Source organism: Granulicella sibirica (assembly GCF_004115155.1).
GTDB classification, from domain to species: domain Bacteria; phylum Acidobacteriota; class Terriglobia; order Terriglobales; family Acidobacteriaceae; genus Edaphobacter; species Edaphobacter sibiricus.
The window spans coordinates 2,041,163-2,066,078 of sequence record NZ_RDSM01000001.1 but is presented as its reverse complement, the minus strand read 5'-3'; the positions used below and the strand labels follow the sequence as shown (position 1 = coordinate 2,066,078).

At 61.3% G+C, this 24,916-nt stretch carries 24 protein-coding genes and 1 other RNA gene; 11 read left to right on the top strand and 14 right to left on the bottom strand.

Annotated features, from left to right (window positions below; translation table 11 throughout):
* Positions 1 to 16: 16 nt before the first annotated feature.
* From purK to GRAN_RS08525, 11 genes are all read right to left on the bottom strand, one after another.
* Positions 17 to 1,198 carry a 5-(carboxyamino)imidazole ribonucleotide synthase gene (gene purK / locus GRAN_RS08570; RefSeq protein WP_206662722.1) on the bottom strand — a complete coding sequence of 394 codons (1,182 nt, stop codon included), beginning with the start codon at positions 1,196 to 1,198 and terminating at the stop codon, positions 17 to 19.
* Positions 1,195 to 1,698 (bottom strand): 5-(carboxyamino)imidazole ribonucleotide mutase, encoded by a 504-nt coding sequence (gene purE / locus GRAN_RS08565; RefSeq protein WP_128912483.1) that lies wholly within the window; start codon positions 1,696 to 1,698, stop codon positions 1,195 to 1,197. The genes purK and purE overlap by 4 nt, the downstream gene beginning before the upstream one ends.
* Before the next feature lie 50 nt (positions 1,699 to 1,748).
* Positions 1,749 to 1,973, bottom strand: coding sequence for a hypothetical protein (locus GRAN_RS08560; RefSeq protein WP_128912482.1), 225 nt, complete (start codon positions 1,971 to 1,973; stop codon positions 1,749 to 1,751).
* A 9-nt stretch (positions 1,974 to 1,982) separates the two neighbouring features.
* Positions 1,983 to 4,340, bottom strand: a complete 2,358-nt coding sequence (locus GRAN_RS08555; RefSeq protein ID WP_128912481.1) for a hypothetical protein — start codon at positions 4,338 to 4,340, stop codon at positions 1,983 to 1,985.
* Entirely contained in the window at positions 4,337 to 5,605 is a 1,269-nt protein-coding gene (locus GRAN_RS08550; protein WP_128912480.1) for a phage portal protein, read from the bottom strand. Before GRAN_RS08550 ends, GRAN_RS08555 begins: the two co-directional genes overlap by 4 nt.
* Positions 5,606 to 5,694: 89 nt before the next feature.
* Positions 5,695 to 6,531, bottom strand: a complete 837-nt coding sequence (locus GRAN_RS08545; RefSeq protein ID WP_128912479.1) for a DUF3037 domain-containing protein — start codon at positions 6,529 to 6,531, stop codon at positions 5,695 to 5,697.
* Between the two features lie 43 nt (positions 6,532 to 6,574).
* Positions 6,575 to 7,450 (bottom strand): HipA family kinase, encoded by an 876-nt coding sequence (locus GRAN_RS08540; protein WP_338323420.1) that lies wholly within the window; start codon positions 7,448 to 7,450, stop codon positions 6,575 to 6,577.
* 21 nt (positions 7,451 to 7,471) lie between these two features.
* Positions 7,472 to 8,158, bottom strand: a complete 687-nt coding sequence (locus GRAN_RS08535) for a hypothetical protein (protein WP_192897982.1) — start codon at positions 8,156 to 8,158, stop codon at positions 7,472 to 7,474.
* Positions 8,064 to 8,489, bottom strand: a complete 426-nt coding sequence (locus GRAN_RS25775; RefSeq protein WP_192897981.1) for a hypothetical protein — start codon at positions 8,487 to 8,489, stop codon at positions 8,064 to 8,066. The genes GRAN_RS08535 and GRAN_RS25775 overlap by 95 nt, the downstream gene beginning before the upstream one ends.
* Positions 8,490 to 8,624: 135 nt before the next feature.
* Positions 8,625 to 8,936, bottom strand: coding sequence for a hypothetical protein (locus GRAN_RS08530; RefSeq protein WP_128912478.1), 312 nt, complete (start codon positions 8,934 to 8,936; stop codon positions 8,625 to 8,627).
* A gap of 142 nt (positions 8,937 to 9,078) precedes the next feature.
* Positions 9,079 to 9,621, bottom strand: coding sequence for a hypothetical protein (locus tag GRAN_RS08525; protein ID WP_128912477.1), 543 nt, complete (start codon positions 9,619 to 9,621; stop codon positions 9,079 to 9,081).
* Positions 9,622 to 10,311: 690 nt separating this feature from the next.
* Between GRAN_RS08525 and GRAN_RS08520 the strand changes: the two genes are divergently transcribed.
* The 5 genes from GRAN_RS08520 (at position 10,312) to GRAN_RS08500 (ending at position 15,157) form a co-directional block, all read left to right on the top strand.
* Positions 10,312 to 11,478 carry an alpha/beta hydrolase family protein gene (locus GRAN_RS08520; RefSeq protein ID WP_128912476.1) on the top strand — a complete coding sequence of 389 codons (1,167 nt, stop codon included), beginning with the start codon at positions 10,312 to 10,314 and terminating at the stop codon, positions 11,476 to 11,478.
* Positions 11,479 to 11,520: 42 nt separating this feature from the next.
* Positions 11,521 to 12,780 (top strand): serine hydroxymethyltransferase, encoded by a 1,260-nt coding sequence (gene glyA, locus GRAN_RS08515; protein WP_128912475.1) that lies wholly within the window; start codon positions 11,521 to 11,523, stop codon positions 12,778 to 12,780.
* 145 nt (positions 12,781 to 12,925) lie between these two features.
* Complete coding sequence (locus GRAN_RS08510) at positions 12,926 to 13,414, top strand: DUF4126 family protein (protein ID WP_161570898.1); 489 nt, start codon at positions 12,926 to 12,928, stop codon at positions 13,412 to 13,414.
* 205 nt (positions 13,415 to 13,619) lie between these two features.
* Positions 13,620 to 14,054 (top strand): hypothetical protein, encoded by a 435-nt coding sequence (locus tag GRAN_RS08505; RefSeq protein ID WP_128912473.1) that lies wholly within the window; start codon positions 13,620 to 13,622, stop codon positions 14,052 to 14,054.
* 203 nt (positions 14,055 to 14,257) lie between these two features.
* Positions 14,258 to 15,157 (top strand): hypothetical protein, encoded by a 900-nt coding sequence (locus tag GRAN_RS08500; protein WP_128912472.1) that lies wholly within the window; start codon positions 14,258 to 14,260, stop codon positions 15,155 to 15,157.
* Positions 15,158 to 15,202: 45 nt separating this feature from the next.
* Here GRAN_RS08500 and rnpB read toward each other — a convergent pair.
* Positions 15,203 to 15,656: RNase P RNA component class A (gene rnpB / locus GRAN_RS08495), an RNA gene on the bottom strand.
* 342 nt (positions 15,657 to 15,998) lie between these two features.
* Between rnpB and GRAN_RS08490 the strand changes: the two genes are divergently transcribed.
* From GRAN_RS08490 to hpnI, 4 genes are all read left to right on the top strand, one after another.
* A complete protein-coding gene (locus tag GRAN_RS08490) occupies positions 15,999 to 17,222 on the top strand; it encodes an ABC transporter permease (RefSeq protein ID WP_128912471.1) in 1,224 nt (407 codons plus the stop codon).
* A 25-nt stretch (positions 17,223 to 17,247) separates the two neighbouring features.
* The gene (locus tag GRAN_RS08485; RefSeq protein ID WP_128912470.1) at positions 17,248 to 18,504 is read left to right on the top strand and encodes an ABC transporter permease; all 1,257 of its coding nucleotides are present in this window, start codon (positions 17,248 to 17,250) and stop codon (positions 18,502 to 18,504) included.
* A 28-nt stretch (positions 18,505 to 18,532) separates the two neighbouring features.
* A complete protein-coding gene (locus GRAN_RS08480) occupies positions 18,533 to 18,856 on the top strand; it encodes a low molecular weight protein tyrosine phosphatase family protein (protein ID WP_128912469.1) in 324 nt (107 codons plus the stop codon).
* A 79-nt stretch (positions 18,857 to 18,935) separates the two neighbouring features.
* On the top strand, positions 18,936 to 20,099 hold the full coding sequence (gene hpnI / locus GRAN_RS08475; RefSeq protein WP_128912468.1) for a bacteriohopanetetrol glucosamine biosynthesis glycosyltransferase HpnI: 1,164 nt from the start codon (positions 18,936 to 18,938) through the stop codon (positions 20,097 to 20,099).
* On the opposite strand, the gene GRAN_RS08470 is transcribed toward hpnI, so the two are convergent.
* Complete coding sequence (locus GRAN_RS08470; RefSeq protein ID WP_128912467.1) at positions 20,096 to 20,932, bottom strand: DUF1003 domain-containing protein; 837 nt, start codon at positions 20,930 to 20,932, stop codon at positions 20,096 to 20,098. The genes hpnI and GRAN_RS08470 overlap by 4 nt on opposite strands.
* Positions 20,933 to 20,984: 52 nt before the next feature.
* Positions 20,985 to 22,955: an ArnT family glycosyltransferase gene (locus GRAN_RS08465; protein ID WP_128913043.1), complete on the bottom strand. Its 1,971-nt coding sequence runs from the start codon at positions 22,953 to 22,955 to the stop codon at positions 20,985 to 20,987.
* 72 nt (positions 22,956 to 23,027) lie between these two features.
* Here GRAN_RS08465 and GRAN_RS08460 point away from each other — a divergent pair, with 72 nt between their 5' ends.
* Positions 23,028 to 24,122 (top strand): aromatic ring-hydroxylating dioxygenase subunit alpha, encoded by a 1,095-nt coding sequence (locus GRAN_RS08460; RefSeq protein WP_128912466.1) that lies wholly within the window; start codon positions 23,028 to 23,030, stop codon positions 24,120 to 24,122.
* 108 nt (positions 24,123 to 24,230) lie between these two features.
* Positions 24,231 to 24,911, top strand: a complete 681-nt coding sequence (locus GRAN_RS08455; RefSeq protein WP_128912465.1) for an MBL fold metallo-hydrolase — start codon at positions 24,231 to 24,233, stop codon at positions 24,909 to 24,911.
* Positions 24,912 to 24,916 lie beyond the last annotated feature (5 nt).

Below are 24,916 nucleotides of genomic sequence, written 5' to 3'. Positions count from 1 at the left end.
GATGCGCCGCCGCCAACTACAGGGCCGCCTTGGCCGCGAGGACACGCTCCACCGCCTGCTTCACCGTCGTCCCCACGGCGCTTAGGTGCCCCATCTTACGAGCTTTGCGCGGCTTGAGTTTCTCATACAGATGCAGCCTCACTCCGGGCACTGCCAACGCGCGGTCGAACCGCGGTTCCACCGCCGAGCCATCCTCGCCAATCCAGTGGTCCCCAAGCAGGTTCGCGATCGCTGCCGGCTGCACCAGATCGACATCCCCAAGCGGAAGATCGCAGACCGCCCTCACCGCCTGCTCGAACTGACTCGTCACGCACGCACGTTCGCTTTGGTGGTAGCTGTTATGCGGACGCGGCGCCAACTCGTTCACCAGGAGCTTGCCCCCGGTCGTTACGAACATCTCGACGGCGAGCAGACCCTCGAGTTGAAACGTATCGGCAATCTCCTCAGCGATCCTGCGCGCTTCCGATTCCAACGATTCCGGAATAGCCGCCGGGATCACGCTCCAGCTCAGAATCTGATGCTCATGATGATTCCACGCCGCCGGGTATACCTTCACTTCGCCTCTGGGACTCCGTGCCACCATCACGCTGATCTCACGCTCAAGGTCCACCGCCTGCTCGACCACACCTGCGCCTTCGCCAAGCGCCTCCCACGCGCCTCTTACTTCGGCTTCCGTCCCAGCCTCCGGCCCAAACCCGACGCGCCCTTGCCCGCGCCCGTCATATCCACCTTGCGCGCTCTTGCAGAAGCATCTCCCACCAAGCTCGTTGATCGCTGAGCGCACGTCATCCAGTGCCCGCACCGCCCGGTACGGTCCAACCGGAAAACCATGCTTTCGCAGCCAGTCCTTCTGCTCGATGCGGTCCTGGATCACGGCAAGCATCGCCCCACCCGGACGCACCGGGCAAAAGCTCGCCGCGGCTTCCATGCTGCGTTCGGAAATTTGCTCGATCTCGAGTGTCACGACATCGCATCCACGCGCAAGATTTGCCGCACCTCGGCTGTCATCCCAACCCGCCTCAATGCATCCATCCACCACAAACCGGGCCGGGCACCCCGGATCCGGATCGAGCACAAGAATCCTGTATCCCATTCCCCGTGCCGCCATGGCGATCATGCGCCCAAGCTGCCCGCCCCCAAGAATCCCGATCGTTGCTCCCGGCAGGATCGGCCTAGCCTCTATAGACCGTGTGCTCACGCTGAAACCTCATCGCCAACAACCTGCGCCAACACCTCGTCCCGCCGCGCTGCCCGCCAGGCCACGAGCTTCTCCTGCAACGCGGCATCGGTGGTGCCAAGCATGGCAATCGCAAGCAGACCGGCATTCGCTGCGCCCGCCGCGCCAATCGCCATCGTCCCGACCGGCACGCCCTTGGGCATCTGCGCGATCGAGAGCATGGCATCAAATCCCTGCAGCGCCGTTGCCGCGATCGGGACGCCAAGCACCGGAACCACTGTCTTCGCCGCCATCATGCCCGGCAGATGCGCCGCGCCGCCCGCCCCTGCGACGATCACCCTCAAACCACGCCCGGCAGCGGCTTCGGCGTACTCGAAGAGAAGATCCGGCGTCCGATGCGCGCTCACCACGCGCACCTCGTGGGGCACGCCGAACTCCCGCAGCATCTCCACCGCACCCCGCATTACCGAGTAATCACTCTTACTCCCCATCACGACACCCACTAACGGCTCGGCGCTCATCCCCCGATTATACGAGCGCTCAGCCCGAGAACCGGCCGCCAGCAGGGCGCCTACTTATGCCGTTCCCCTAGGTAGGCAATCAGCACATGTACCGCTGTCAACAGGCCCCCGAATCCCCCAACGACACCCTTCAGCCTCTGCACACTCTGCTCATGCTGCCCCACGCGGTCCTCGAGATGATTCAGCCTCCCCGGCTGGCCGATCCCCATCACCTGTTCCATCTGGCTCTTCAAGACGCCCAGGTCCCTTAAGACCGTTGCCTCAAATTCAGTCATGATCTCTCCCTAATCCACCGGCAGGTTGCAGAACACCGCGCTCGACCACCGCGAGTAAAGAGGCGGTGTACTCGCGTCGTACATTCGTACGAAGTACCGCTCGCCCGAGGACACGCGCGGGATCGAGAAGCTCCGCACCGTTCTTCGCAGCACAAGGTCCGGCCCCGGCCCGGGCCCGAACCCACCATCCCGCCGCCTCACCTCGAAGCCGCCCCCGGCAGGCGCAACCGTTCCGGAGTCGATTTGCAGCGCACTCCCGGTTGCCGAGACCACCGTCATCTGCAATAGATTCCCCAGCACCTGCGACGGCCCTGTCGCCGCCGTCTCCGGCAGCGCGACATCATCGGCGATCGCCTCGGAAAGCTTGATGCCCATCCCTTCTGCCCAGTCGTTCGCGAAGCCAATCTTGTATCGCAGCACCTCCGGAGCCGCGCCCCCATCCTCGATCCCGACCTGACGCACGATCACCTGCATCTCCGCTCCATTCGCCGTAAGAGCAAGCACGTCTCCGGGCCACACATCGCTGTTCGCGAACGGTTCTACCCCAAATGCGGAGCACACCTCCGCCGCGTAGCTCCCGCTCAGTGCGGCGGACCGCGCCGTCGAAAAGCTCAGCACCGCCATCGCCGCGCTCTCGCAGTCCTCCGAACTTCGTGCCTCCGGCGTCACCACACGCCCAAGCCACCGTGCCGTTCCGTTCGCGCCTCCGGCCGCTTCGACCGCAACGCTGGCCGCATCTTCCAGCCTCGCGATCGCCCGGTTGCTGCGCCTGTAGTTGACCGCAACCGTCTCGCCGGCCACCGGAATCCGTCCTGCATAGAACGTCACCTTGGCCGTGCCGTTCGCGTTCTGCACCTCGCAGTCCACACCCTCGCCAGCTACGCCGATCAGCCGCGTGAACGCCACGCCGGAAGACAGCGTGCTCGTCACCCACGCCGACCCCGTCTGTGTCACCCGGCAGTACCCCATCGACCCGAATATCTGTACAGAGTCCACCGCGCAGAAGATGCAGCGCACCGGCGAACTTGCAATGACACCCGCCACAGCTGTGTCGTATAGCACCGTCGCCGGTGTGTTCGAGCTGGCCCCGAGATCAATGACCTCGAAGCACACCGACATGGGAGCGGCCACGTAACCCCCGCCGAAGCCCTCCACCACGCCCTCGACCCGCGCATAGTAGGTCTGCTTCACCCGCTGCATCTCCGCGCAGTGCAATCGAATGCGAAGCGTGTAACGATGCCCATCCAATGCGGTGTAACTCGTGCCTGCCTCAACCCCATTCAACAGCGGAGTCACCAGCGTCGTCCCGCTGCTCTGTCGCACGTTGTATCCCACAAAGCAGTTCGCTTGAACCACGGTTCCCGAGTACAGCCCGCACAGAATGCCGTCGCTCGCCGTCGCCAGCACAACCGCTCCCGCCTCAAGCAGAAGCGACCCACCCATCTCGATCTCCTGGACCGCGGTCAGCGTTGTCTGCCCGTCAAACCCGTTGCCGCCGGTCATGGTCAATCCGCCTGCGCCGAAGCTAAGGTGCGACCCCGGGTCGTTTACCTGCCAAACCGCCGGATCGAAGACGCTCTCCTCGAAGTTGTCCGTCACCAGTTTCGCTCGCGCCGAAGAGACTCCAAGCGGGGCGTCGCTAAGGACAAACACGGCAGTCGTTCCATCACCCGCAAACATCTCCGTCACATACGTCGTGGGTTCCATCGCGCCCGAAACCGTTACGTCGTTCGCTAGATCCTTCACCGCACCCGCCGAGAGACCGGACGGCGAAGTCATGCCATCCCCGTCGCCCAGCGCATGGACGACGGAGCCCACCGGAGCGAACGCGAGTGCCCCGCCCAGAACGCTGTACGCCCCATAAGCCGCTCCCGCCAGCGCCCCGGCGTTGATCGACCAGGCAGCCGTGGACACCGGTTGGAACACGCCGATGCTCCTCCCATCCGCGACGCCCGCAGTCGAGATGGCACCCCCACCGACACCCTGAGTCAGCCCGCGCAATACCAGGCCTCCGGCCACCCCGAAGCCGCTCCCGCTCGCCGGAACCGTCAGCTTGTCCAGAAGCCACTCGTCGCTGACCGCGTCGACCATATAGCGATAGACCGCTCCCTGCGTTCCCATCCCTCCGTAGACCGCGACCGGCTCGGTCGCCAGGTAGCCGGTAAACAGCACCATGCCGGCTTCATTCGAAACCACCACGCGACCGCGCCGGATCGGAACAGCCAGACCCTCGGGAAGGATAAACGTCCCCACACACCGGGAAGGCGCGTTCAGTGTCCTGTCCACGCGCAACGGTGCTCCTGGCCACAGCGCCCCGCTGTAATCCACCGGTCCCCGCCCGTCGAGGTTGTCGATCGTGACCTTCAAGGCGTCACCTCGCTTCCGGTGCCCTCGCCTGCCCCATGCATCGCCTCGGTCATGGGCGGCAAACCACGCATCGCTCGGACTTCCGCCACCGTCAGCACGCCGGCCTGCAGAAGCTGCGTCTGCACCGAAAGTTCTTCCATCGGATCTCTCGCCTCGAGATCGTTGAAGACGAACTCAAACTCGCGCCAGCCAAGCCGCTTGGCAAACAGATCCCGCGTGATGTGCTCGGCGAGAAGCTTCGCAACCGGCACCACTGCACTCTGAAATGCCTCATCCGCAAGCTCGCCGGCGGACGCCTTGTTCACATCCAGTTCCAAGCCGAGGAACATCGGCGGAAGCTCGAACGCGTTGGCGATCATCCGCAGCAGAAACTCCTGCCACTGCAGATGCAGGTCCGCATCCGTACCTCCCGCGAACCGCAGCACTTCGGGCTTCTGCTCGCAGCTCAGGATCGGCACCTTGCCCGTGCCTTCGATCTCGTCCTGCCACCAGTGGATCAGCCTCTCGTGCTGCTCCGGCGTGGTCTCGTTCAGCCAAAGCGCATACTGCACCACCGAGTTCGAGGCCAGCCTCCCCGCGTAGCGCCCCGCACTCAGGAACTGGTTCACCGTCTCGAACGCGACCTCCAGACGACCCAACCCAAACGCCGTATGCGACCGAGGATTTAAACGCACATACATCAACTCGTCGTCGAGCAGGGGAACAAGCGCGTCTTTCCCCGGCTTGCCGGTGGCCTGCCCATACCGAGGCTTCGCCGGATCACCGTCCCACGTCTCATCGATCCGGATTGTCGCTCCGTCGACTGCCCAAAGCCGGAACGGTCGGGAACGGTCCCCGGTCAGCTCCATCTCGACGGCGCCGAAGCCTCCCACGAGCGTATCCTCGAGCACCTGCTCGAAGAGCGTGCGGAAGCTGTCTGCCTGGTTCGGTTCCTCGAGCGCAAGCCGCAGAGCCGCAAGCTTCGCCGCCGCATACGGAACCTTGGTCCCGTTGTATCCGCGCCGAACCCTCACCTGCCAGTCCATGCACGCGATCTTGTCCTTCACCACATTGATCGCCCGACGCGCTACCGGCGTCTCCGCGAACCGCCGGAGGTTGGCCGGGGTCGGCTTCATCACCGTCTGTCCCGTTCGCCCGCCGTAGGGCGAGAGGATCGAGGGCAGCATCGCCGTCTTCCTCGCCCCGCTCTCCCCTTGAATCGTCTCCACCGTCCGCCCTCCGGCCAGCCTCTGCCAGACACCCTGAACCGCATCCCTCAAACCCAAACCGCACCCCCTTAAAGCCGTCGCTCGCCACAAAAAGAAAGGGCAGAGCCAGTGGCTCCGCCCGCATCCAAACCCACCCGCCTAACGCCTTACACCTTCAACTCAACCCGCGCCGTCTGCGCCACCCGCACCAGGTCGTTCAAGGTAACCACTCGAATCGCCTCGCGCTCCATCGCATCGACGCCGAACCGATACCGCTCCATCGCCTCGTCCTCCAGATCGGAGACCTCCCGCAGAGGCTCGACTACAGCCGTCAACTCGAGCGTTGCCCCTTCCACCCGCGTAACCCCATCCCGCAGTCCTGCCGCCGAATAAGCCAACCCCTTCGCCCCTTCGACATCTCCGTCGAGCGACACCGCCTGAAACATGCGGATAACCCCGTTCGGCCGATACCCGCAATCGATCTTCATCGGATCCCCGGCCCCCGTATACATGCTCGCCGCGATCCGCTTCCGCATAAGCCCCCAGACTCCTGCCCGCTCGAACTCCGTCCGCATAGCCCCGGCGATCGCCGCCCGCCCCGTCTTCGTCCTCACCCGCGCCGGAGCCTTCAGCGGCTCGACGTACATCTTCATCAGAAGCTCGATCTCAGTCGCAAAGTTCTCCGCCAGGCAAGCCCCCACCGCACTCATCTGCACCGAGTTCGAGAGCGAATCCTCAAGCACATCCATCACCGCCTTCGGGTCCCGCGCACTCACACCCATCCGCAGCCTCGCCCCAATCTCGCCCTCTAAAGCCTCCAGAAGCGCAATGTCCGCGTCCGCGTCCATGCACCGAACCCGCGACCAGTCCCGCGTAAACCGCACGACGGCACCGCCATCGCCCGCGGCCTCGCGCAGCACCACGCCGATATTCGCGAATTCGCCCTTCACCACATCCGGCACATACCGGATCAGGAAGAACTCACACGGCACCCTCTCCGCCACATCCACCTCTCAACCAATCGACTGCAATCCGCGCACCATCGCCCTACATCACAAGCTTGCCCAATCCAGGCACATCCTCGAACTGTCGCGGCACCAGAACCCGCCCGTTCTTCGCCCAGTGCGGGAACGGCTCCCGATTTGAATCCCGAAACGACCCAATCAACTCCCGCACCCGTCCACGCCGAACAAGCATCGTCTCCATCAGTCGCTCGATCGTCGAGAGATTCCCTCCGTACCACTCGGGCGGAACGGCCTCCGCAATCTCCCACAGCACCTCCGGCCCCATCTCCTCGATCCGGCTCAGCCACGGCTCGAAGCTCTCCCAACCAGTCACGCTCCGGTACACCGTGTTCCGTGCGAACACTCCACGCAGAGGCGAATCCGGAAACGTCCACTCCCCCGCGTTGAAACAGAAGCCCTGATCAACAAAGGTAGCCCGATACCTCTTCTCCCGCGCCTTCCGCTCAAACACCGCCTGCCGCCCATTGCAGTTCCCAGCCCACTTGTCGAGACACAGGATCCCGGCAAACTCCCCGAGGTTCCGCACCTCTTCCATCTGCGGCTCCGGAAGGTAATCCACCACCTGCCCCGGCATCAGGCCGCCCACAAATCGGCTCCCGAACTGCAGTCCCGCCGAGCATCTCTCTTGGAATCCCTTCCCCAACTCGATATACATCTCGACCGAGTTCCGCACCAGCCACTCCGTGACCTCGACCACATCCGTCGCCGGCACCGTCAGCCCCGCCGCCGCCCCAATCCGAGTCGCGATCAGCTCATTCGCCAGAACCCGCAGATGCTGCGGATTATTCTGAAACTTCACCACCCACAACTGCCCATCCGCCCCCAGCATCAACTGGCTCTGCGCCCCGCCCCGCATCCTTCCGATCGCCTGCACCGCAAGCACCGCCAAGCCGCGCACCTCGCCTCAAAATATACAACCCTATCGCTTGCGCCCAACCAGCATCTCCGCCCTCGCTGCCTGCCCCACCGCCATCGCCATCAGGCAGTCGTCATGCGCTCCCGCCGCCGCCCCCGTCCTCCCGCCTTCAAACGCCACAAACGTCCTGCACTCCCCAAGCAGTCTCCTGCTGAAGAACAGCCACGGCGATTCGACCAGCAGAGCCCCCATCCGGCTCACCATTCCCGGCTTCGATCCAGCCGTCGTCAACCATCCCGCCACCCCATCCCGCCCAGCCCAGACCCTCGCATACCGCTCGGTCGCATCAAGATAAGCCAACACCCCGGCCCCATGATTATTCCGTTCGACCGCGACCACCGCCCCGCCATACTCCCGCGCCAGGGCCGCCGAAACCCGCGCCAGCTCCAATGCTCCAATCCTCTCCCGCAGCTCCGCGCACTGCAGCCCGCTCTGCATCTCGATCACCTGCACTGCCGCAAAGTCCCCACCCGCACCGCCTCCCGCCGTATCGACCGCGACCAGATATTCCTTCCCCGCAACCGGAGGCAGCCAGACGAGCAGCGCTCCACCCCGCCTGATCGCGACGGGATCGCCAATCCGCCCCAGCCTCTCTTCAATCGCCTCCACCTCGAAGCAGCACTCGCCCGTAGCCCGGAAGCAGCTCTCCGCATCCTCGGCAAACTCCTGCGCCGGCCTCCTCGGCAACATAAGCCTTCTCCCACCACCACGGTAGAAAATGCCGCACCATTCCCGACTCTTCCGCCCGGCTCCACTCCTCATAGAAGCACCCATACGCCCCGTTCGGCGTCGACTCGATCACCATCTCGCCGCCTGGAGCCAGAGCCGCCCGCAACCCCGCCAGCGTAGCCCCCGCGTCGCCCGGCCACCGGCTAACCTCGCTGCAGTGAAGGTTCTGAATCGTCAACCCCCGCCCGGCATTCTCATCCGCCGCACTCACCACCCGAAACTCGCTATCCAGCTCCGCAAACACCATCTGGCCCACGTTCGACCGGCTCAGCCGCAACGGCCCTTCCCTCAATCCCTCCGGCAGACCAACCCACCCACCACTCTGCGGTTGTCGCGACGAATCAAGCCCGGGTGCCCCATCCTCACCGACAGCCTCACCGTCGGTGAGAGTGGGAACGTAAACCGCTCAAAAGCCGTCTGCTGTTGCCTACTCCCCAAACTGTTCCAGCAATGCCGAAGCCAGGCTTTTCTCCCGCCGCTTCCTCACCGGCGGCACAGCCTCCGCCCGAGTCAACCCACTCAACTCCGCCAGCGCCTGGGTATGCGGAACGCTCCCCTCCTTCGCCTTGTCGACAAGAGCTTCCACGATCTGCGGCAGCGCCTCCGCCATCCGCTTCCGCGTACACGACCTGCAGTACCGCGGCCGAGGAGCCCCCACCGCCGCCGACTTTTTTTCCGGCCCGGACCTCTCCTCAACCGCATCCTTCACGAACCGCCCCGCAACCCGTTTCTTCTCCATCCAACCTCCGCGCAAAGAAAAACGGGAGCAGCCGCCTAAGGCAGCGCTCCGGTCAGTTCTCTATTGCCTTTACAGAATATCAAGCTGACCGAAACTAAAAGGACACCTCGACAACATTTATATTCGCCATGAAATGAATCACTTACAGGAAATTATCGCTTTCTGCCTCTTGACAAGCTATTTGGGGCTCGAGAAGATCTCGCTCCAGAAAGAGCTCCGTCAAGCGATCGATCGCGCGCGTGTATCGGCGCGCCACCGTCTTGAGGATGAGGCCTGTCATCGTAGCCGTCTCAAGCAACGTGTACTCCTGCAAAGCGATTCGCCGCACGAGATATTGCTGACCGCTGTCCATCATTGCCAGACAACGCCCCACGTCGTGCACGAAGATTACGACATCTTCGAAGCTATGCACTTCGTAGTTCGTCACCCGTCCGCGAAACATCTCGCGGCCCAATAAAGACGGGGCTCTGCCCGCCTCCATCGAGAGCCGCACATACCGCCGCAGCATGCCTTCCGTGTACTTCCGGTAAAAGGCCATCTGCTTCGGAACCTCGACATCGTCCGTTGCCGTTTCTTGGTCCGGAGCGCCAACCGGAATGAGCCGGATAGGTCCCTTCCTATCAACGACATGGAGCGGGTTAGCCAACGCCCAGACCCGCGGCAGAACCACCATCGCCGCGCTCATCGAACACCTCCAAACACACCGAACCCGGCACCCTTCGCCCCAAAACGTCCGGAAACTCCACGTCGCCCGGCACATCCCGTCCCTCGCTTGCGTCCTCCCGCGTGTTTCTTCCTTGGCTCAGGAAATTCGGCTATGTTTTTCGTACATCCTCGGCAGTAGATCCCGTCCGTTCCACCCGTGCGAAGCCAGAGAGCCCCACACCCTTCACATACTTTTAGATCGATTCGCAAGTAGTTCATTTCATTCTCCAGGCAAAGTTCTCCCCCGGCGGGCCTCGGTAGTGTTCTGCGGTCGGAGTGGCTCGCTCGGGTTGCTATGGAATTCGTCGCCTTCATCGCGAAGCTCTTCTGGCTTGTCGATGTCGCTCCGAACTCGTTTTTCTCAATGCTCAGACGTTCTTCGGGATCACCAAATCCACCCAGCGTTCATGCTCTTCCAACAGGCGGATCTCCGGAAGCACACTCAAACGAAAGCCGCCCGGGGAACCCGGAAACGCCCGTCGGTTATAGCTCCGCGAAAAATCAGTATCAGCGCGATTCTTTCCCGTCTTGGGACTAGGAGCTAAGTTTCCTATTCGGTTATGTTTACAAGCGAGTGCGTCATTCATAGGGAGGCTGCAATTATTCGCTTTATGTTCGCCTACCCGCCTGCGGACCCGGTCCCGGTATTCACCCTTGGTAGACTGAACCAATGCTCTCCCAGCTTTACGCAAAGTGGATGGTCTCCTGGGAGACTGCCCTGACCACACGCGACACAAACCGTATTGTACGCCCGCTCGAATGGGGATTTGACTGGCTAAGTGGATTCACTGCTCCAGATACGAAGGCTGACCTCGATCGCATGATCGTGGCGAATCAGGAGATTGTCGCACGCTCTGACCAGTTCTTCGGCTATGAAACTCCTATCGACTTCCGCCTCGAGGACCGCCATCCCCAGTTATTTCCGACGAACATTCGTCCTGAAACCCTCGCGCAGGACGCTGACTTCAAGCGCCGGGCAGAGGCAGGAGAACTCGATCCCGTCACCTTCCTTCGCTTCACCTCACCCGTTACTACGCCGTACCCGGAGAATGACGTAGTCAACGCCCGATGGTATCCCGCCCCCGCTGAAAAGCAGGCAGGAAAACCAAAGCAGGCCATGATTGTCATGCCCCAGTGGAATGCGGACGCGTTCTCTCACAATGCACTCTGCACTCTCTTCAATAAGTTTGGGATCAGCTGCTTGCGGCTTTCGAAGCCATATCATGACATTCGCCGGCCGGCCGAGCTTGAGCGCTCCGACTACGCTGTTTCGGCCAATATTGGCCGCACTCTTTCAGCATGTCGACAAGCGGTGGTGGACATTCGCAGTTGCATCGACTGGCTCGAGCAGCAGGGCTACGAACAGTTCGGCGTTCTGGGCACGAGCCTGGGATCCTGCTACGCCTTTATCGCTGCCGCCCATGACCCTCGGATTGAAGTCTGCGCGTTCAACCATGCTTCCACCTGGTTTGGGGATGTTGTCTGGACGGGACAGAGCACACGCCACATTCGAGCGGCTTTTGAGCAGGCGGGACTGACGCAGCAGCAGGTTCGGCAGCTCTTTCTAGGAGTTAGTCCCATGGCGTTCATGGAGAAGTTTGCCGCAACTTCGAAGCGCGTCCTTGTCGTGCATGCGACATACGATCTCACTTTTCTTCAGGAATTCTCTCTGGATGTCCTGAAAAACTTCGAGAAATATCACATTGATTACATTTCCAAGGTTCTTCCCTGCGGACACTACACAACCGGTGAGACGCCATACAAGTACATCGATGGCTGGTACCTCGGATCGTTCGTCTATCAAAGCTTTAAGAAGTTGGCATTACAAACCGCTTAGCGACGGCTGGAAGGTCGTGTACGTCGGCATAAAATGGACCCTATGCCGATTGACCTCACTGCGACCCTTGCTGCCTCCGATCCGGAGATCGCTGCCCAGATTACGAACGAAGTTGACCGCCAGCATGAGGGTCTCGAGATGATCGCGTCGGAGAACTTCGTCTCCCGCGCCGTCCTAGAAGCAGCTGGAACTGTCTTCACCAACAAGTACGCCGAGGGGTATCCGGGGAAGCGGTATTACGGTGGATGTGAGTTCGCCGATGTCGTCGAAAACCTTGCCCGCGACCGTGCGAAGCGCCTCTTCGGAGCGGAGCACGTCAATGTGCAGCCGCACTCGGGATCTCAGGCAAACGCCGCAGCCTGCATGAGTTTCCTGACACCTGGCGACACGATCCTTGGGCTTGATCTGGCGCATGGCGGACACCTTACCCACGGCCACAAGCTGAACTTCTCTGGCAAGCTTTATCGCGTAGTGGGCTATCAGGTGCGTCGAGACACGGAAGTCGTTGACTACGATGAACTTGAGGCGGCGGCGCTGCGCGAGAAGCCGAAGATGATCATCGGTGGCGGAAGCGCTTATCCGCGGCAATTCGATTTTCCACGCATGCGCGAGATTGCCGAGAAGGTCGGAGCCTACCTCATGGTGGACATGGCTCATTTTGCAGGACTCGTAGCTGGAGGAGCGCACCCCTCGCCTATTCCGCATGCGCACGTTGTGACCACCACAACGCATAAGACTCTTCGCGGCCCACGCAGCGGCATGATTCTGACGAAGCAGGAATTTGCAGCAAGCATCGATCGCAGCGTGTTTCCCGGACAGCAGGGGGGGCCCCTGATGCACGTGATCGCAGCGAAGGCCGTTGCTTTTCGTGAAGCGTTGGAGCCTGAGTTTTCGGTGTATGCGCATCAGGTTGTCGCGAATGCGAAGGTGCTGGCGGAGGCGATTGGAGCCGAGGGTTATCGCATCATCTCCGGTGGTACGGACACGCATCTCCTTTTGATGGACGTATTTGCGAAGGGCATCCTGGGCTCCGAGGCGGAGGTGGCGCTGGGGGAGGCGGGGATCACTGTGAATAAGAATGCGATTCCGTATGACACGAACCCTCCGATGAAGCCGAGCGGCATTCGGCTGGGGACCCCGGCGTTGACGACGCGTGGGATGAAGGAAGCGGAAATGCGCGTCATTGCTGGGTGGATCGTCGAAGCGCTCGAGCATCGGAACGACCCCGCGAAGCTGAAAGAGGTGCGCGGGAAGGTTCTGGAGCTGGCGGAGAGCTTCCCGTTGTACGAATTTCTGCGCTAAAACGTGGTGCAGGATGTGGTGGAATGTGCGGCTGACGTGGTCAGCCGCACATGTTTTGTGCGGCAACAACCTTTTCGAAAATTCTGCGTTTGGATGAATGCCCGGTGTAACGTTGGGGGCAGGCTCACGGAGGAGTTTTACCCGGATGGCGATGAACCTGACGACATGGCTTCTGGCGTTTCCTGTGCTCGGCTTTGCGACTGGGCTAAGGACGATGACGCCGATGGCAATTCTGTGCTGGTTCGCCTACTTCAAAGCACTCCCGCTCGATGGAACCTGGGGTTTCTGGGCTGCGAACCTGATCTCGGCGATCATCTTTACTGTGCTGGCCGTAGGGGAGCTTATCGGGGATAAGCTTCCGCGGACTCCGGACCGGACGGACGTGGTTCCCTTGCTGGCTCGGCTCTTCTTCGGAGCCCTGGTGGGAGGGCTTGCCGCCGTGGGAGCGGCGGGATCGCAGTTCGAGGGGATCCTGCTCAGCCTGATCGGCGCTGCCGCGGGGACGTTCGTTGGATTCATGTTTCGGCGGTTCTTTGCGCATCATCACGGGAATGACCTTCCAGTGGCGCTCGGCGAGGATGCGATCGCTATTTTATTTGCGCTTCTGTCGCTAAGGATGATCGCGACAACCTAGCGTAGGCCCGTCGACTGCCGGAGGCGCCGCGTGGCCGGAGGAGATTTTCTTGCCAGCGAACCCCGATCGCGGTTATACCATCCCTGTGGAATAAAGTGCACGAAGAGAGCCGAAACTTCGGAGCACGATCCTCGGATACAGGGGCCAGATGGTGGGATCAGATATTCAGCCTGGAGATACAAAGTCCTTCCCTTTTGAGCATCACGTGACAGCAGTGGGTGCGCTTGCGACGATGACGTCGGGAGGTGTGACGTTCTTCATGAGCGAGAACCGCCTGGTGGGTTATCTCCTGGCCGGAACTTCCCTCGTGCTGTGGGCGCTGATTGCCCTTCTGCGCAGCATGCATCTCGGCGGGAGGTACTTCAAGCTTGGCTTGCTGATGGGTGTAGTGGCCGCTGGGCTCGGGTCTCCGGCGCTCTTGTGGTACACGTACGAACATCCCGCTCCCAAGGCTCCGGTAACCCAGGTTCCTCCGCCGCCGGCGGTGGCCCCATCTCAAACGACCGAGAATAGTTCCCACAACACTTATAAGAACTCGGCTACTGGAGCGAACTCGCCTGTCGTGACAGGAGACAATGCCGTGGTCATCATCGGGAACAGCGACGATCAGGGTGCGCAGAGAGCGAAGAAGAGGAAATGAGCAGAGTTTTGCCCCTGCCTGGCCCTCTTCTGCTTCTGCTTTGTTATCCTCTCCTGGCGCAGAGGGACATGGCGCAGAAAGACGTGGCCCAGAAGGACATCAGGGCGAGTACGACCGGCACATGCAGCCCGGTTGTGACGGGAACAAGCAGCCAGGTCACAATCAACTGCAACGGTCTGTCCACAGCCAAGGCGAACCAGCTTGTGGTGCTGATGAACCGTATCCTTGCCGAGCGGCTGGACCTGAGCGAGGTGAATGGCAAGCTCGATCAACTCCATGAGGATATCGGAGGATTGAACGCTGCGCTGCACCCAATGGCGAACCTGCCTCAGCCAGTTTTGGCGTTGCTGAACCAAGGCGACGTACTGGCGACTCAGTGTACAAACATGATGTCCGACTGGGCTCGCCTGAGCATCGATGCGAGCCACGCGGCCATGCAGGCCAGAACCGCAGAGCGGCGAGCCGCGCTGGAAGGCCGCGTCAGTTCCTCTTCTTCGGCGACGCTCGATGAGGAGAAGGCCAAAGAATTTGCCCGTATTTACTCGCCCCGCCTCGCGGCATTCAACGCGACCTTGCATCGATTCGTTCCAGATGCGGCTCCGATTGCCGACATTTCCATTCCTGCTTCTGCCCAGCAAGCGGCCAATTATGCGTTCGACATTCAAATGCTCTCGAAGCGATATCAGGAGAATCAAGCCCAGAGCGGGAGACCCTATAACAGTCAACTCGTAAATCAGATAACGAACGCATTCGCGGATGCGAATCGGTTTTGTCGAGATTGGAATCAGGCGAAGATGGACTCGCTGACCAGCGGACGGCAGGCAGATCGTCTGCCGACCCATTCGACGAACCCTGCGGACCCCACGAGCTCGGTGAATGCCGATGAAGCAGAGAAGTACAGCCAGACGCTCAGGCCCAAACTTATTTCGTTCCGAGATGCAGTACTCCCGCAGGTGCCGGCATACTCGTCCGGTCGGGACTACGATGCTGTTTCGACCTCAAGTCAACTCGGTGGCATCTGTTCGGACGTTCGGACGCTCTCTGCGGCATTTCAGCAAAAGGCGCTACAAGAGGCAGAGCATAAGCGCGTGCCGGGCAAGTAGCCCGAACGCGTTGTGGAAGCGCGTTCGGGATTTGTGAAACGGAATCGTTGCAGGCGGCCCGTAAGCCGAATTTTGTTTTAGACGATCATTCCTCTAGGCGACGCATTACTGCGGCGCTCCAGCAACCTACCCGCAGGTTCCGGCTCCCGTTTTGGCTTGCGCCGCTCCGGGTCTCTCCGCCTGGTCGCATCGGGCCGATGCGTGATCGCCGCCTGGAGAGGAGCGCTGCGATTCCCTGCCTATTTGGTCTTGCTCCGTGTGGGGTTTACCATGCGACTCTGCTTACGCAGAGCCCGGTGCGCTCTTACCGCACCGTTTCACCCTTACCTTCGGCCGCTTGCGCGACCGCTGGCGGTCTATTTTCTGTTGCACTGGCCGTCCAGATGCTTTGAAGCATCCGTCCCGGACGTTATCCGGCACACTGCCCTGCGGAGTTCGGACTTTCCTCCCCCCTCCGACGCCTTGCGGTGCGGAGGGCAGCGATCGTCCGGCCGCCTGCAGGTACAAGTGTAGCAGTGGGGGAACCGCAGCCGGACGAGAAGCGTATGCAAGACGAAGAAGAGTCTCGCTAACGATGCAGGGGACTGATAGTCTCAAGGCCTATTCGAGTCACCGAGATGCAGGGTGTTCTTCGCTTCGCTCGGGAGACGGCTTGGAGCCGGGTGGCTGGGAGATGACGGCAAGAGACGGAACAACGGCAATTGCAGACGCAGATTCCCTTCGGGAATGACAACCAGAAAAGCAACCGCAGCGGCAACAACAATGGCAATGGCAATGGCAATGGCTGAAGAAGGCAAGAACAAGAGCAACGGCTGGACCGGTCAGAGATGGCGAAGGGGCTATGGATTTCAAGGAAGGACTGAAGCTCGCGTTGCAGTCGCTCTGGGCAAATAAGCTGCGGAGCGTGTTGACGCTGCTTGGCGTCGTGATCGGCGTGGCGAGCGTTATCGCCGTCGTCACTCTGGTGAATGGCGCGAATACCTATATCGAGACGAAGTTCTCGAGCTATGGAGCTGACGTTTTTACCGTATCGCGCTTGCCGCAGTTCATTACCAGTGCGGAAGAGTACGAGAGGCTTCAGAGGCGAAAGAACATTCTGCTCGACGACTATCGCTATGTAGAACAGAACTGCAAGCACTGCGTGGGGCTTGGAGCGCAGCAGGCTACCGTCGCCAAGGTGGTGCATGGGACGCTCTCGGTTACCGACTCAACGATCCGCGGCTATACGTGGCAGATGGCGTCGCTGCAGAACCTGAACATCGTGAGCGGGCGTGATTTTACGGCGACCGACGAGGAGCATGCCTCGCATGTGTGCATCATCGGGTCCGACATCCAGGACAACCTGTTTCCCGGAACGGATCCGATCGGGCAGGAGCTTCGGGTGGATGGGGCGCCGTACACGATCGTCGGAGTGAGCGAGAAGCAAGGAAGCACATTTGGGGCGAGCCAGGACAACTGGGTTGGGGTGCCGCTGACGGCATACCAGAAGAGCTATGGCACCTCGAAGTCGGTGACGATCTACGTTAAGGCTGGATCGGCAGGAGCTCCGCTGGAAGAGGCGGCAGACGAGGTGCGGGTACTGATGCGCTCGCGTCGGCATGACGCCCCGGGAGCCGAGAACTCCTTTGAGCTCGACACGAACAATACACTCGTTGGGTTCGCGAGCGGGATCACGAAGTCGTTTGGAGCGGTTGCGGGCGGCATCGCGGCGGTGTCGCTCGTGGTCGGCGGCATCGTGATCATGAATATCATGCTGGTGAGCGTGACGGAGCGAACGCGCGAGATCGGAATTCGAAAGGCGCTGGGAGCGCGGCCGAAGGACATCCTGATGCAGTTCCTGCTGGAGTCAGCCCTCATGGCGCTCGTCGGTGGTGCGGTCGGGGTCATCGGTGGCGTGGGGGTGGCGCAACTGGTGACGATCGCCGTGGGCTTTCCGTCGACGGTAGCGCTATGGAGCGTTGTGATGGGACTGATCGTGGCGACAGCGACGGGCATTTTCTTCGGGGTGTACCCGGCGCGCAAGGCCGCGCTGCTCGATCCGATTGTTGCGCTGAGGGCGGACTGATGACGCTCGAACGGGAGATACGCTGATGCGCCTTGCCGACTTCAAAGAGACGATGGCGATGTCGATGGACACGCTGCGCGGAAACAAAATGCGGAGCAGCCTGACGGTGCTGGGCATCGTGATCGGTGTGCTGACGGTGATCGTGATCTCGTCGGTGATCAATGGGCTGAACGCAAGCGTCGAGGGACTGGTCGAGTCGCTTGGGTCGAACGTGCTGTTCGTCTTTCGGTTTCCGGTATTCGGCTCACGACCCACGACGGAGATGCTGACGCGCAAGCAGATGACCTACGACGATGCGATTGCGATGCGGGATCTTCCGCACGTGGTGGCTGTGTCTCCTTCGTTGCAGTATGCCGACCATTCGGTTGGAGGCGGTGCGGGGACGACCGCGATCAAGGGCAATGGGCACAAGATGCAAAACACGACCCTGCAGGGCGAGACGCCGGCGACCAAGGATGTTCATGATCTCAACCTATTGTCGGGGCGGTTCTTCAATGAGGGCGACCAGGAGCGGGCAGCGAATGTGTCGGTGCTTGGGTATGACACGGCGGAGGAGCTCTTCGGTGTGGAATCGCCGATCGGGAAGGAGGTCGAAGTCGGCGGGATGCTGTTTACCGTAGTCGGGGTGATGGACAAGCAGAAGCAGGCGTTTGGCGGGGGGAAGAATCCGCAGGACAACGTTGCCTACTTCCCCATCACGACGTTCCATAAACTGCATCCCGAGGTACTGGACTACTGGATCACCCTGAAGTACGACGACCCGAAGAATCGCCCGCTTGTCGAAGACGAGTTGCAGGAGTTGTTGCGGCGCCGGCGGAAGGTGCATAACGATGCGCCCGATAACTTTGCAATCTTTGGAACGGATACGCTGACGCGGCTCTGGAACAACGTTTCGGGTGGGCTGTTTCTTCTGTTGTTCGCGCTTTCCAGCGTAGCGCTGCTGGTGGGTGGAGTGGGCGTGATGAACATCATGCTGGTGAGCGTGACGGAGAGGACGCGCGAAATCGGGATTCGAAAGGCCATTGGGGCGACGAAGAAGACGATCCTGACGCAGTTCACGCTGGAGGCGATTACGCTGTGCGCGGTGGGCGGCGTGGTGGGCGTCGCGCTGGGGAGCTTGATTGCGTTCGGGCTGAAGTACACGCCGTTCGGGTCGTTGATTTCGCCGGTGTGGATCATGGTGGGATTTGGGAGTTCGTGCGTGATCGGGCTGGTGTTTGGGATCTATCCAGCTTGGAAGGCTGCGAGTTTGAACCCGATCGAGGCGCTGCGTTACGAGTAGAGGCACCTAGCGGTGTGATGGGGCGGGGATGAAGCTGTTGTTCATTTGTAGCCAGAACCGGCTAAGAAGTCCGACCGCTGAAGCGCTCTTTTCAGGGCATACGACGCACGTCGCTTCGTCGGCTGGCACGGATCGCGATGCCGTGACGCCCGTGTCAGCAGATCTGATTGAATGGGCCGATATTGTCTTCCCGATGGAGGGCGCACACCTTCGGCGGCTCAACTGGCGATTCCCTGTCCAGATGCGCCAAAAGCGGGCGATCGTGCTCAACATACGGGATGACTACGATTTCATGGATCCAGATCTGATCGAACTGTTGAGGTCCAGGCTCCGGACTCACATTGAGATGTGACGCAGAAGTCTTTCATTCTGCGAAAGATAAAGGAAATACCGTCGGCGCTCGGCAGATGTGGCTTCGATAGACTAGAGGGATGGCAACAGCAATTGAAGTAATAACAGCGCTGCTGACGCTGGGCGGGCTGGTCTACCTGCTGCTTGCGCTTTGGGGGGCGCGCGCGTTTGCTCACTTCTGGCGTGGGCGAGTGAGTTCGGAGTTTGCGCCAGATGTGACGATTCTGAAGCCGGTGAAGGGGGTCGATCCGCGGATGTATGCGGGGTTCGTGAGCCACTGCCGGCAGGTGTATGCGGGGCGATTCGAGATCCTGTTCGGGGTGAGCTCGCTGGACGATCCTGCCGTCGGCGAGATTGAGCGGCTCAAGGTGGAGTTTCCCGCGGTCGCGATCCGGCTGGTGGTATGTACGGAGCGACTGGGGACTTCGGGGAAGGTCAGCAATCTGGTTCAGATGCTCGCGGCGGGGACGTTTGAGCATGTGCTGATCAACGACAGCGATATTGCGGTGACTCCTCGCTACCTCGCCACGGTGATGGGCTGTTTCGAGGAAGAGACGGTCGGGCTGGTGACCGCTCCCTATCTCGGGAAGACAGCCGAGCGTGGGCGCGGGCTGACGGTCTGGGCGAAGCTTGAGGCTCTGGGAATCTCGACGGATTTTCTCCCTGGAGTGCTGACGGCCAGAACGCTTGAGGGGGGGTTGCGGTTTGGACTGGGGTCGACACTTGCTATGACACGCACGGCACTCGAGAAGGCTGGCGGGATGGAGGCGCTGGTCGAGTACCTGGCGGACGACTACGAGATGGGGGCAAGGATTGCGGCGGCGGGGTATCGGGTCGAGCTGTGTCCCGAGGTGGTGGAGACGAGTGTGCCGGGGTACGACCTGCGTGGGTATTGCGTTCACCAGATACGCTGGGCACGCTCGACGCGGGACTCGCGGAAGCTTGGGTATCTGGGGCTTGGGGTGACGTATGCTGTGCCGTGGGCGCTGGCGACGATGGTGGCGAGCGGGTTTGCGCTGTGGAGTTTTACGCTGCTGAGCCTTGTGCTTCTCGCGCGGGTTGCTGTCGCTCTGTCGGTCGGGGTTGGGCTTCTGCGGGATGGGCAGGTGCTGCGGGATCTTTGGCTGCTACCGTTGCGCGACTTAACGGGGCTGATGTTCTGGGCGTGGAGCTTTGCCGGAGACACCGTGGTTTGGCGCGGCGAGGTGTTCCGGCTGCAGGATGGAAGGCTGGAGAAGGTTTAGGGTCGAGGGTGCTCGCGGAGGAGTTCGTCGACGTCACTGACTTTGTCGGCGAGCAGGTTGAGCTTGCGGGAGAGATTCTGGATCTCCGACTCGGCGCGGCGGTTGACCTCGTAGTCGAGCTCGCCACGGACGCGGTCCTTCTGGTCCTGGCGGTTCTGACTCATCATGATGACCGGTGCCTGGATGCTGGCAAGCATGGAGAGGAAGAGATTGAGCAGGATGAATGGATAGGGATCCCATGCTTTGCCGCGCAGGATGACGTTGACCGCGGTGTAGACGGCGAGGACGATGCCGAAGGTGATGATGAAGGTCCAGGAGCCACCGAAGCGGGCGACGGCGTCGGCGATTCTCTCACCGAAGGTGAAGCTGTCGTCGATGACGTCGTTGGGGTTGCGGTGGGCGCGGTCGATGACGAGCTTCTGAGCAGCGTGGAACTGTCGGGCCAGGACGGTGAGCATATCCATGCCGGCGAGAGGCTTCTTGAGGATGAGGACCTCGATATCGTGCCGGTCGACCTCGAGGAGGGTGGTATCGGAGAGGGTCATGGCGCTGGTCTGATGGGCGGTGTTATCGAGCATGGAGGCGAACCCGAAGAAGTCGCCCTGGCCGGGATTGTCGATGATCACCTCCTGCTGGTCTTCGTCAATGGCGGTGACATGGACCGAGCCGGACATGAGGATATAGGCGCGGGCGCCGGGCTCGCCAGCCTTGTAGATGCGCTGGCGGGCGGCGAAATTACGGACTTCGACCTGGGTGGCGAGGACGGCTAACTCCTCGTCGTCGAGCAGGGCGAAGAGGGGGATGTGACGGAGTTCTTCGGCTTTACAGGGCATGCGATTCCTCTGTTCCTGTGTATCGCATCAGGGGTGTGTCTGGCGTGTGAATTTACCGATTCGGTTGGTTGGAGAGGATCTCTTTGCCTCCAGAGCGCACAATCAGGTACGTCGACCCGGGGAGAGTAAGGACCGGGCGGTCGGGGTCGGAGGGGTCCTGCCACAGGAAAACACGTTGGGGACCGGACCACCTCCGCGTCACGGACTCGCGAGTTTCGAAGATCTTTGGGGCGTCGGGGAAGAAGCTTCCATACCAGAGATTCGAGGAGCGGCCTTCGAGGATGTGGAGGTCGTTGCGGTGGAGATAAAAGCCGAGGGTGGATCCGGACTCGTACTCGCCGTGCAGGATGATGAGGTCTTCGGCTTGGAGTTGAGGCACGAGGACTTGGGCGAGCTTCTGCGAACTAAGGACGGGAGAGAAGATCTGGAGGCCTGAATGGGCGGCTAAGAGGAAGACGAAGGTGGCGGCAGCGAGGGACACGTTTGCGGCGTGGGGTTTGCTGTTGCGGCGGAAGTGCCAGCTGGCGAATCCACCGAAAAAGAGGCATAGGGCAGTGAGGGCGAGGGGGAGGCGAAACATGCCCATGGCCTGGGCGTTCAAATCGAGGAAATGGCCGAAGGAGAGGGCGTAGTCGCCGGGGTTCTGCTTGAGGAGGGTGGCAAGGTCGGTGTCGGGCGAGGGTTTGGCGGTGTGGAAGAGGAAGAATACGATTGCGGCGGAGGCTGCTGTCCCCAGGATAAACATCACGAGGGCTATGCGGGTGGGGGCCTTGCTGGTTTTTGACTCGGAGTCTTCGGCGAGCCAGCCGGCAAGGAGGAGGATAAGGGCTGGAATCGCGGGTAGGACGTAGTACTCCTGACGAGTGGAGAGGGAGAAAAAGAGGAGAGGGATGGCGGCCCAGAGCAGCAGGAGTAGGTTGGTCGACCTGGCGATTTCTGCCAGTGCCGGGGGAGAGCCGCCCGGCTCCTTCCACAACTTTCCACCAGCGCTTTTGAGGGCCTGGTAGAGGTAGGCGCTCCACGGCATGAGCCAGATAAAGAGGAGGCCCCAGAAGAGGGCGAGGGGGACGGTGTCGTAGTCGCGGGGGACACGGAGGTTGAGGTAGCGAAGGAGGTGCTCGTTCATGAAGTAGAACCAGAACCAGCCGTGGACGTTGCCGTTGGTGGGGAGCGGGACCTGCCAGTGCCCGCCGGAGTAGGCGATGGGGGCGGGGTGACCCTGGGTGGGATTGGCGAGGCCTATCAGGATGTGCCAGGGGGCGGCGATGGCGAGGAAGACGAGGATGCTGGTCCAGGGGTGGAGTTGGTTGATGCGTCTTGTTGCGCCTCTTATGCCTCGGGTGATGAGGAGGTAGACGGCTACGATTCCGATGGGGAAGACGATGCCGATGAGGCCCTTGGTGAGGACGTTGAGGGCACAGACGGTGGCGAAGAGATAGCAGGCAGTGCGGCTTACGAAGGCGTTTTTGGTGGTCCAACCCACCTTAGGCGATGAGGCCGCCGAAGGTGGGGCACCCATCTTTACTGGGGCACCTGGTTCCGTAGCTGGTTGTTCGTTGGTCCAGAAGGCTAAGAGGGCGAGGGTGAGCCAGAGGCAGACGTCGGCGTCGGGGATGGTGATGCGGGTGAAGATGAAGATGCCGAAGCTTGAGAGAAGCATCAGGCCGGCGTAGAGACCGGCGCGGGTGCTCTGAAAGGCTAGGCGGGCGAAGCGTTCGAGGAAGAGCGCCAGGGCGAGGACGGTGAGGGAGATCGGGAAGCGAGCAGAGGCAGTAGAGACTCCGAAGAGCCTGAAGCTCAGGGCCATCGACCAGTAGAGGATGGGAGCCTTTTCGAGGTAACGGATGCCGTTGGCGTAGAGGGTGACCCAGTCGTGGCGGAGCAGCATCTCGCGGGCGACCTCGGCGTGGACAGAGTCCGCGTCGTCGAGGAGGGGTGGGAGAAAAAGGGTGAAGCTGGCGTAGAAGGCGACCCAGAGGGCGATGAGGATGAGGCGGTTGCGGGCGGTCTGGGTTGTAGCCATGGCTGCTTCGAGGGTAGCGGAACTCAACTAACGTCCGAAGGTTATTATCGGGAAGATGAGGCTGGCTTAGGGATGGGTCGAGCGGAGACGGACGCGGGGTTCAGCGGGGCGGCGCCTGCGGCGGAGATGATCTTCGGAGACTGGTATCCGGCGCTGCGCGCCGAGGTTCTGAAGCCGGGCAAGATGACGACCTCGATCCTGCTGGGGATTCCGCTCGTGCTTGGGCGCAAGAAGGATGGGGCGATCTTCGCAATGCGGGACCTGTGTCCGCATCGGGGGATTCCGTTGTCGGCGGGGTGGTTCGATGGCGAGACGGTGATGTGCAAGTACCACGGATGGCGGTTCGAGCCGTGCGGGGGACAGTGCCAGGAGATTCCGTCGCTGACGCAGATCGATACGTTGGACGCGACGAAGATCTATGCGACGAGTTATCCCTGCGTGGAGAGGGATGGGTATGCGTGGGTGTATGTGCCTCCCGCGGGGGCAGGCCGCGTGGATGCTTCGCGGCTGCCGGCCGTGCCTGAGCTGCCGAAGTTCGGGACGCGGTATCGGTCGGCGCATCTGGTGGCGGATTTGCCGTGCAATGTGGATCACGGGATTATCGGGCTGATGGACCCAGCGCACGGACCGTTCGTGCATCAGGCGTGGTGGTGGCGGAGCCGGAACAGCATTCATGCGAAGGAGAAGAAGTTCGAGCCGATTTCCGAGGGGTTCCGGATGTCTCCGCATGCGCCCTCGAGTAACTCGGCGCCGTACCGGCTGCTGGGGAAGCCGGTGACAACGATCGACTTTGTGCTGCCGAATCGGCGGTATGAAACGATTCGAGCGGTCTCGGCAAAGGGTAAGGAGAGCTGGTTTTCGAGTTTGACGACAGTGACTCCGGTTACGGCGGCGACCTGCCGGATCGATGTGTATGCGGCTTGGGACATCTTCTACCATGTGCCGTTTGTGACTTCGATCGCTACATTCTTTGGCGCGCGGTTTGTGAGGCAGGACCAGGAGACGATGATCGAGCAGGCGCAGGGTCTGCGGTTCAATCCGGGGCTGATGCTGATCGACGATGCGGACAAACCGGCGAAGTGGTATTTCGCGTTGAAGCAGGCACGGTTGACGGGGAGCGGGGCGCATCCGTTGTCGGGTCCGGTGACGTTGCACTGGAGAAGTTAGGGGGCTTTGTAGATTGCACCCTTCACCGGGCTTTCGTGCAAGGCCCTCGATTCAAGAGGTTTACGAGGGGACTTCGCCTTCGGAAGCTCACAGGGAGACGGCTCGCGAATGAAGATCACGGCAGTTGGGAAATACGGGAGAATGCTCACGCGGCTTGGGTTCTTCAACTGCTTTCTCGTGCGTGAGGAGGATGGCTTTACGCTGATCGACGCGAATCTGAAGGGATCGGAGGAGGACACTCTCAGGGCTACCGGGGATGTGCCGATCAGGCGTATTTTGCTGACGCATGCGCATGTGGATCATGTGGGAAGTGTCGATGCGCTGATGGCCAAGGTGCCGGGATTGGAGCTACTGGCGTCGGAGAGGTCGATTCCGATTCTGCAGTCCCCGCCTGATCTTTCGCTGAGACGGGGTGAAGTCGGGCCGATTCGTGGAGGTACGCCGGGGATCGTCAGCAAGCTGACGCGGACGGTTGCCGAGGGGGATCGCGTGGGTTCGTTGCTGGCGATCGATACACCGGGTCATATTCACGGGCACCAGGCGTTTCTCGATGAGCGGGACGGGACGCTCTATGCGGGGGATGAGTTTGGCTATCTGGGGAAGGTGACCGTCACGGGTTTTACGCCGTGGTGGATTCCGTTGAAGGCGTTTTCGAATCGCGATCAGGCGAGGGAGACGGCGAAGAAGCTGCTTGCGTATCCCGTCCAGCGCGTGGCTTGCGGGCATGGGAAGGTGTCAGAGGGCGGGCGAGAGCTGATCCAAGGGGCGATCGATCGGGCGAAGGGCTAACGAGT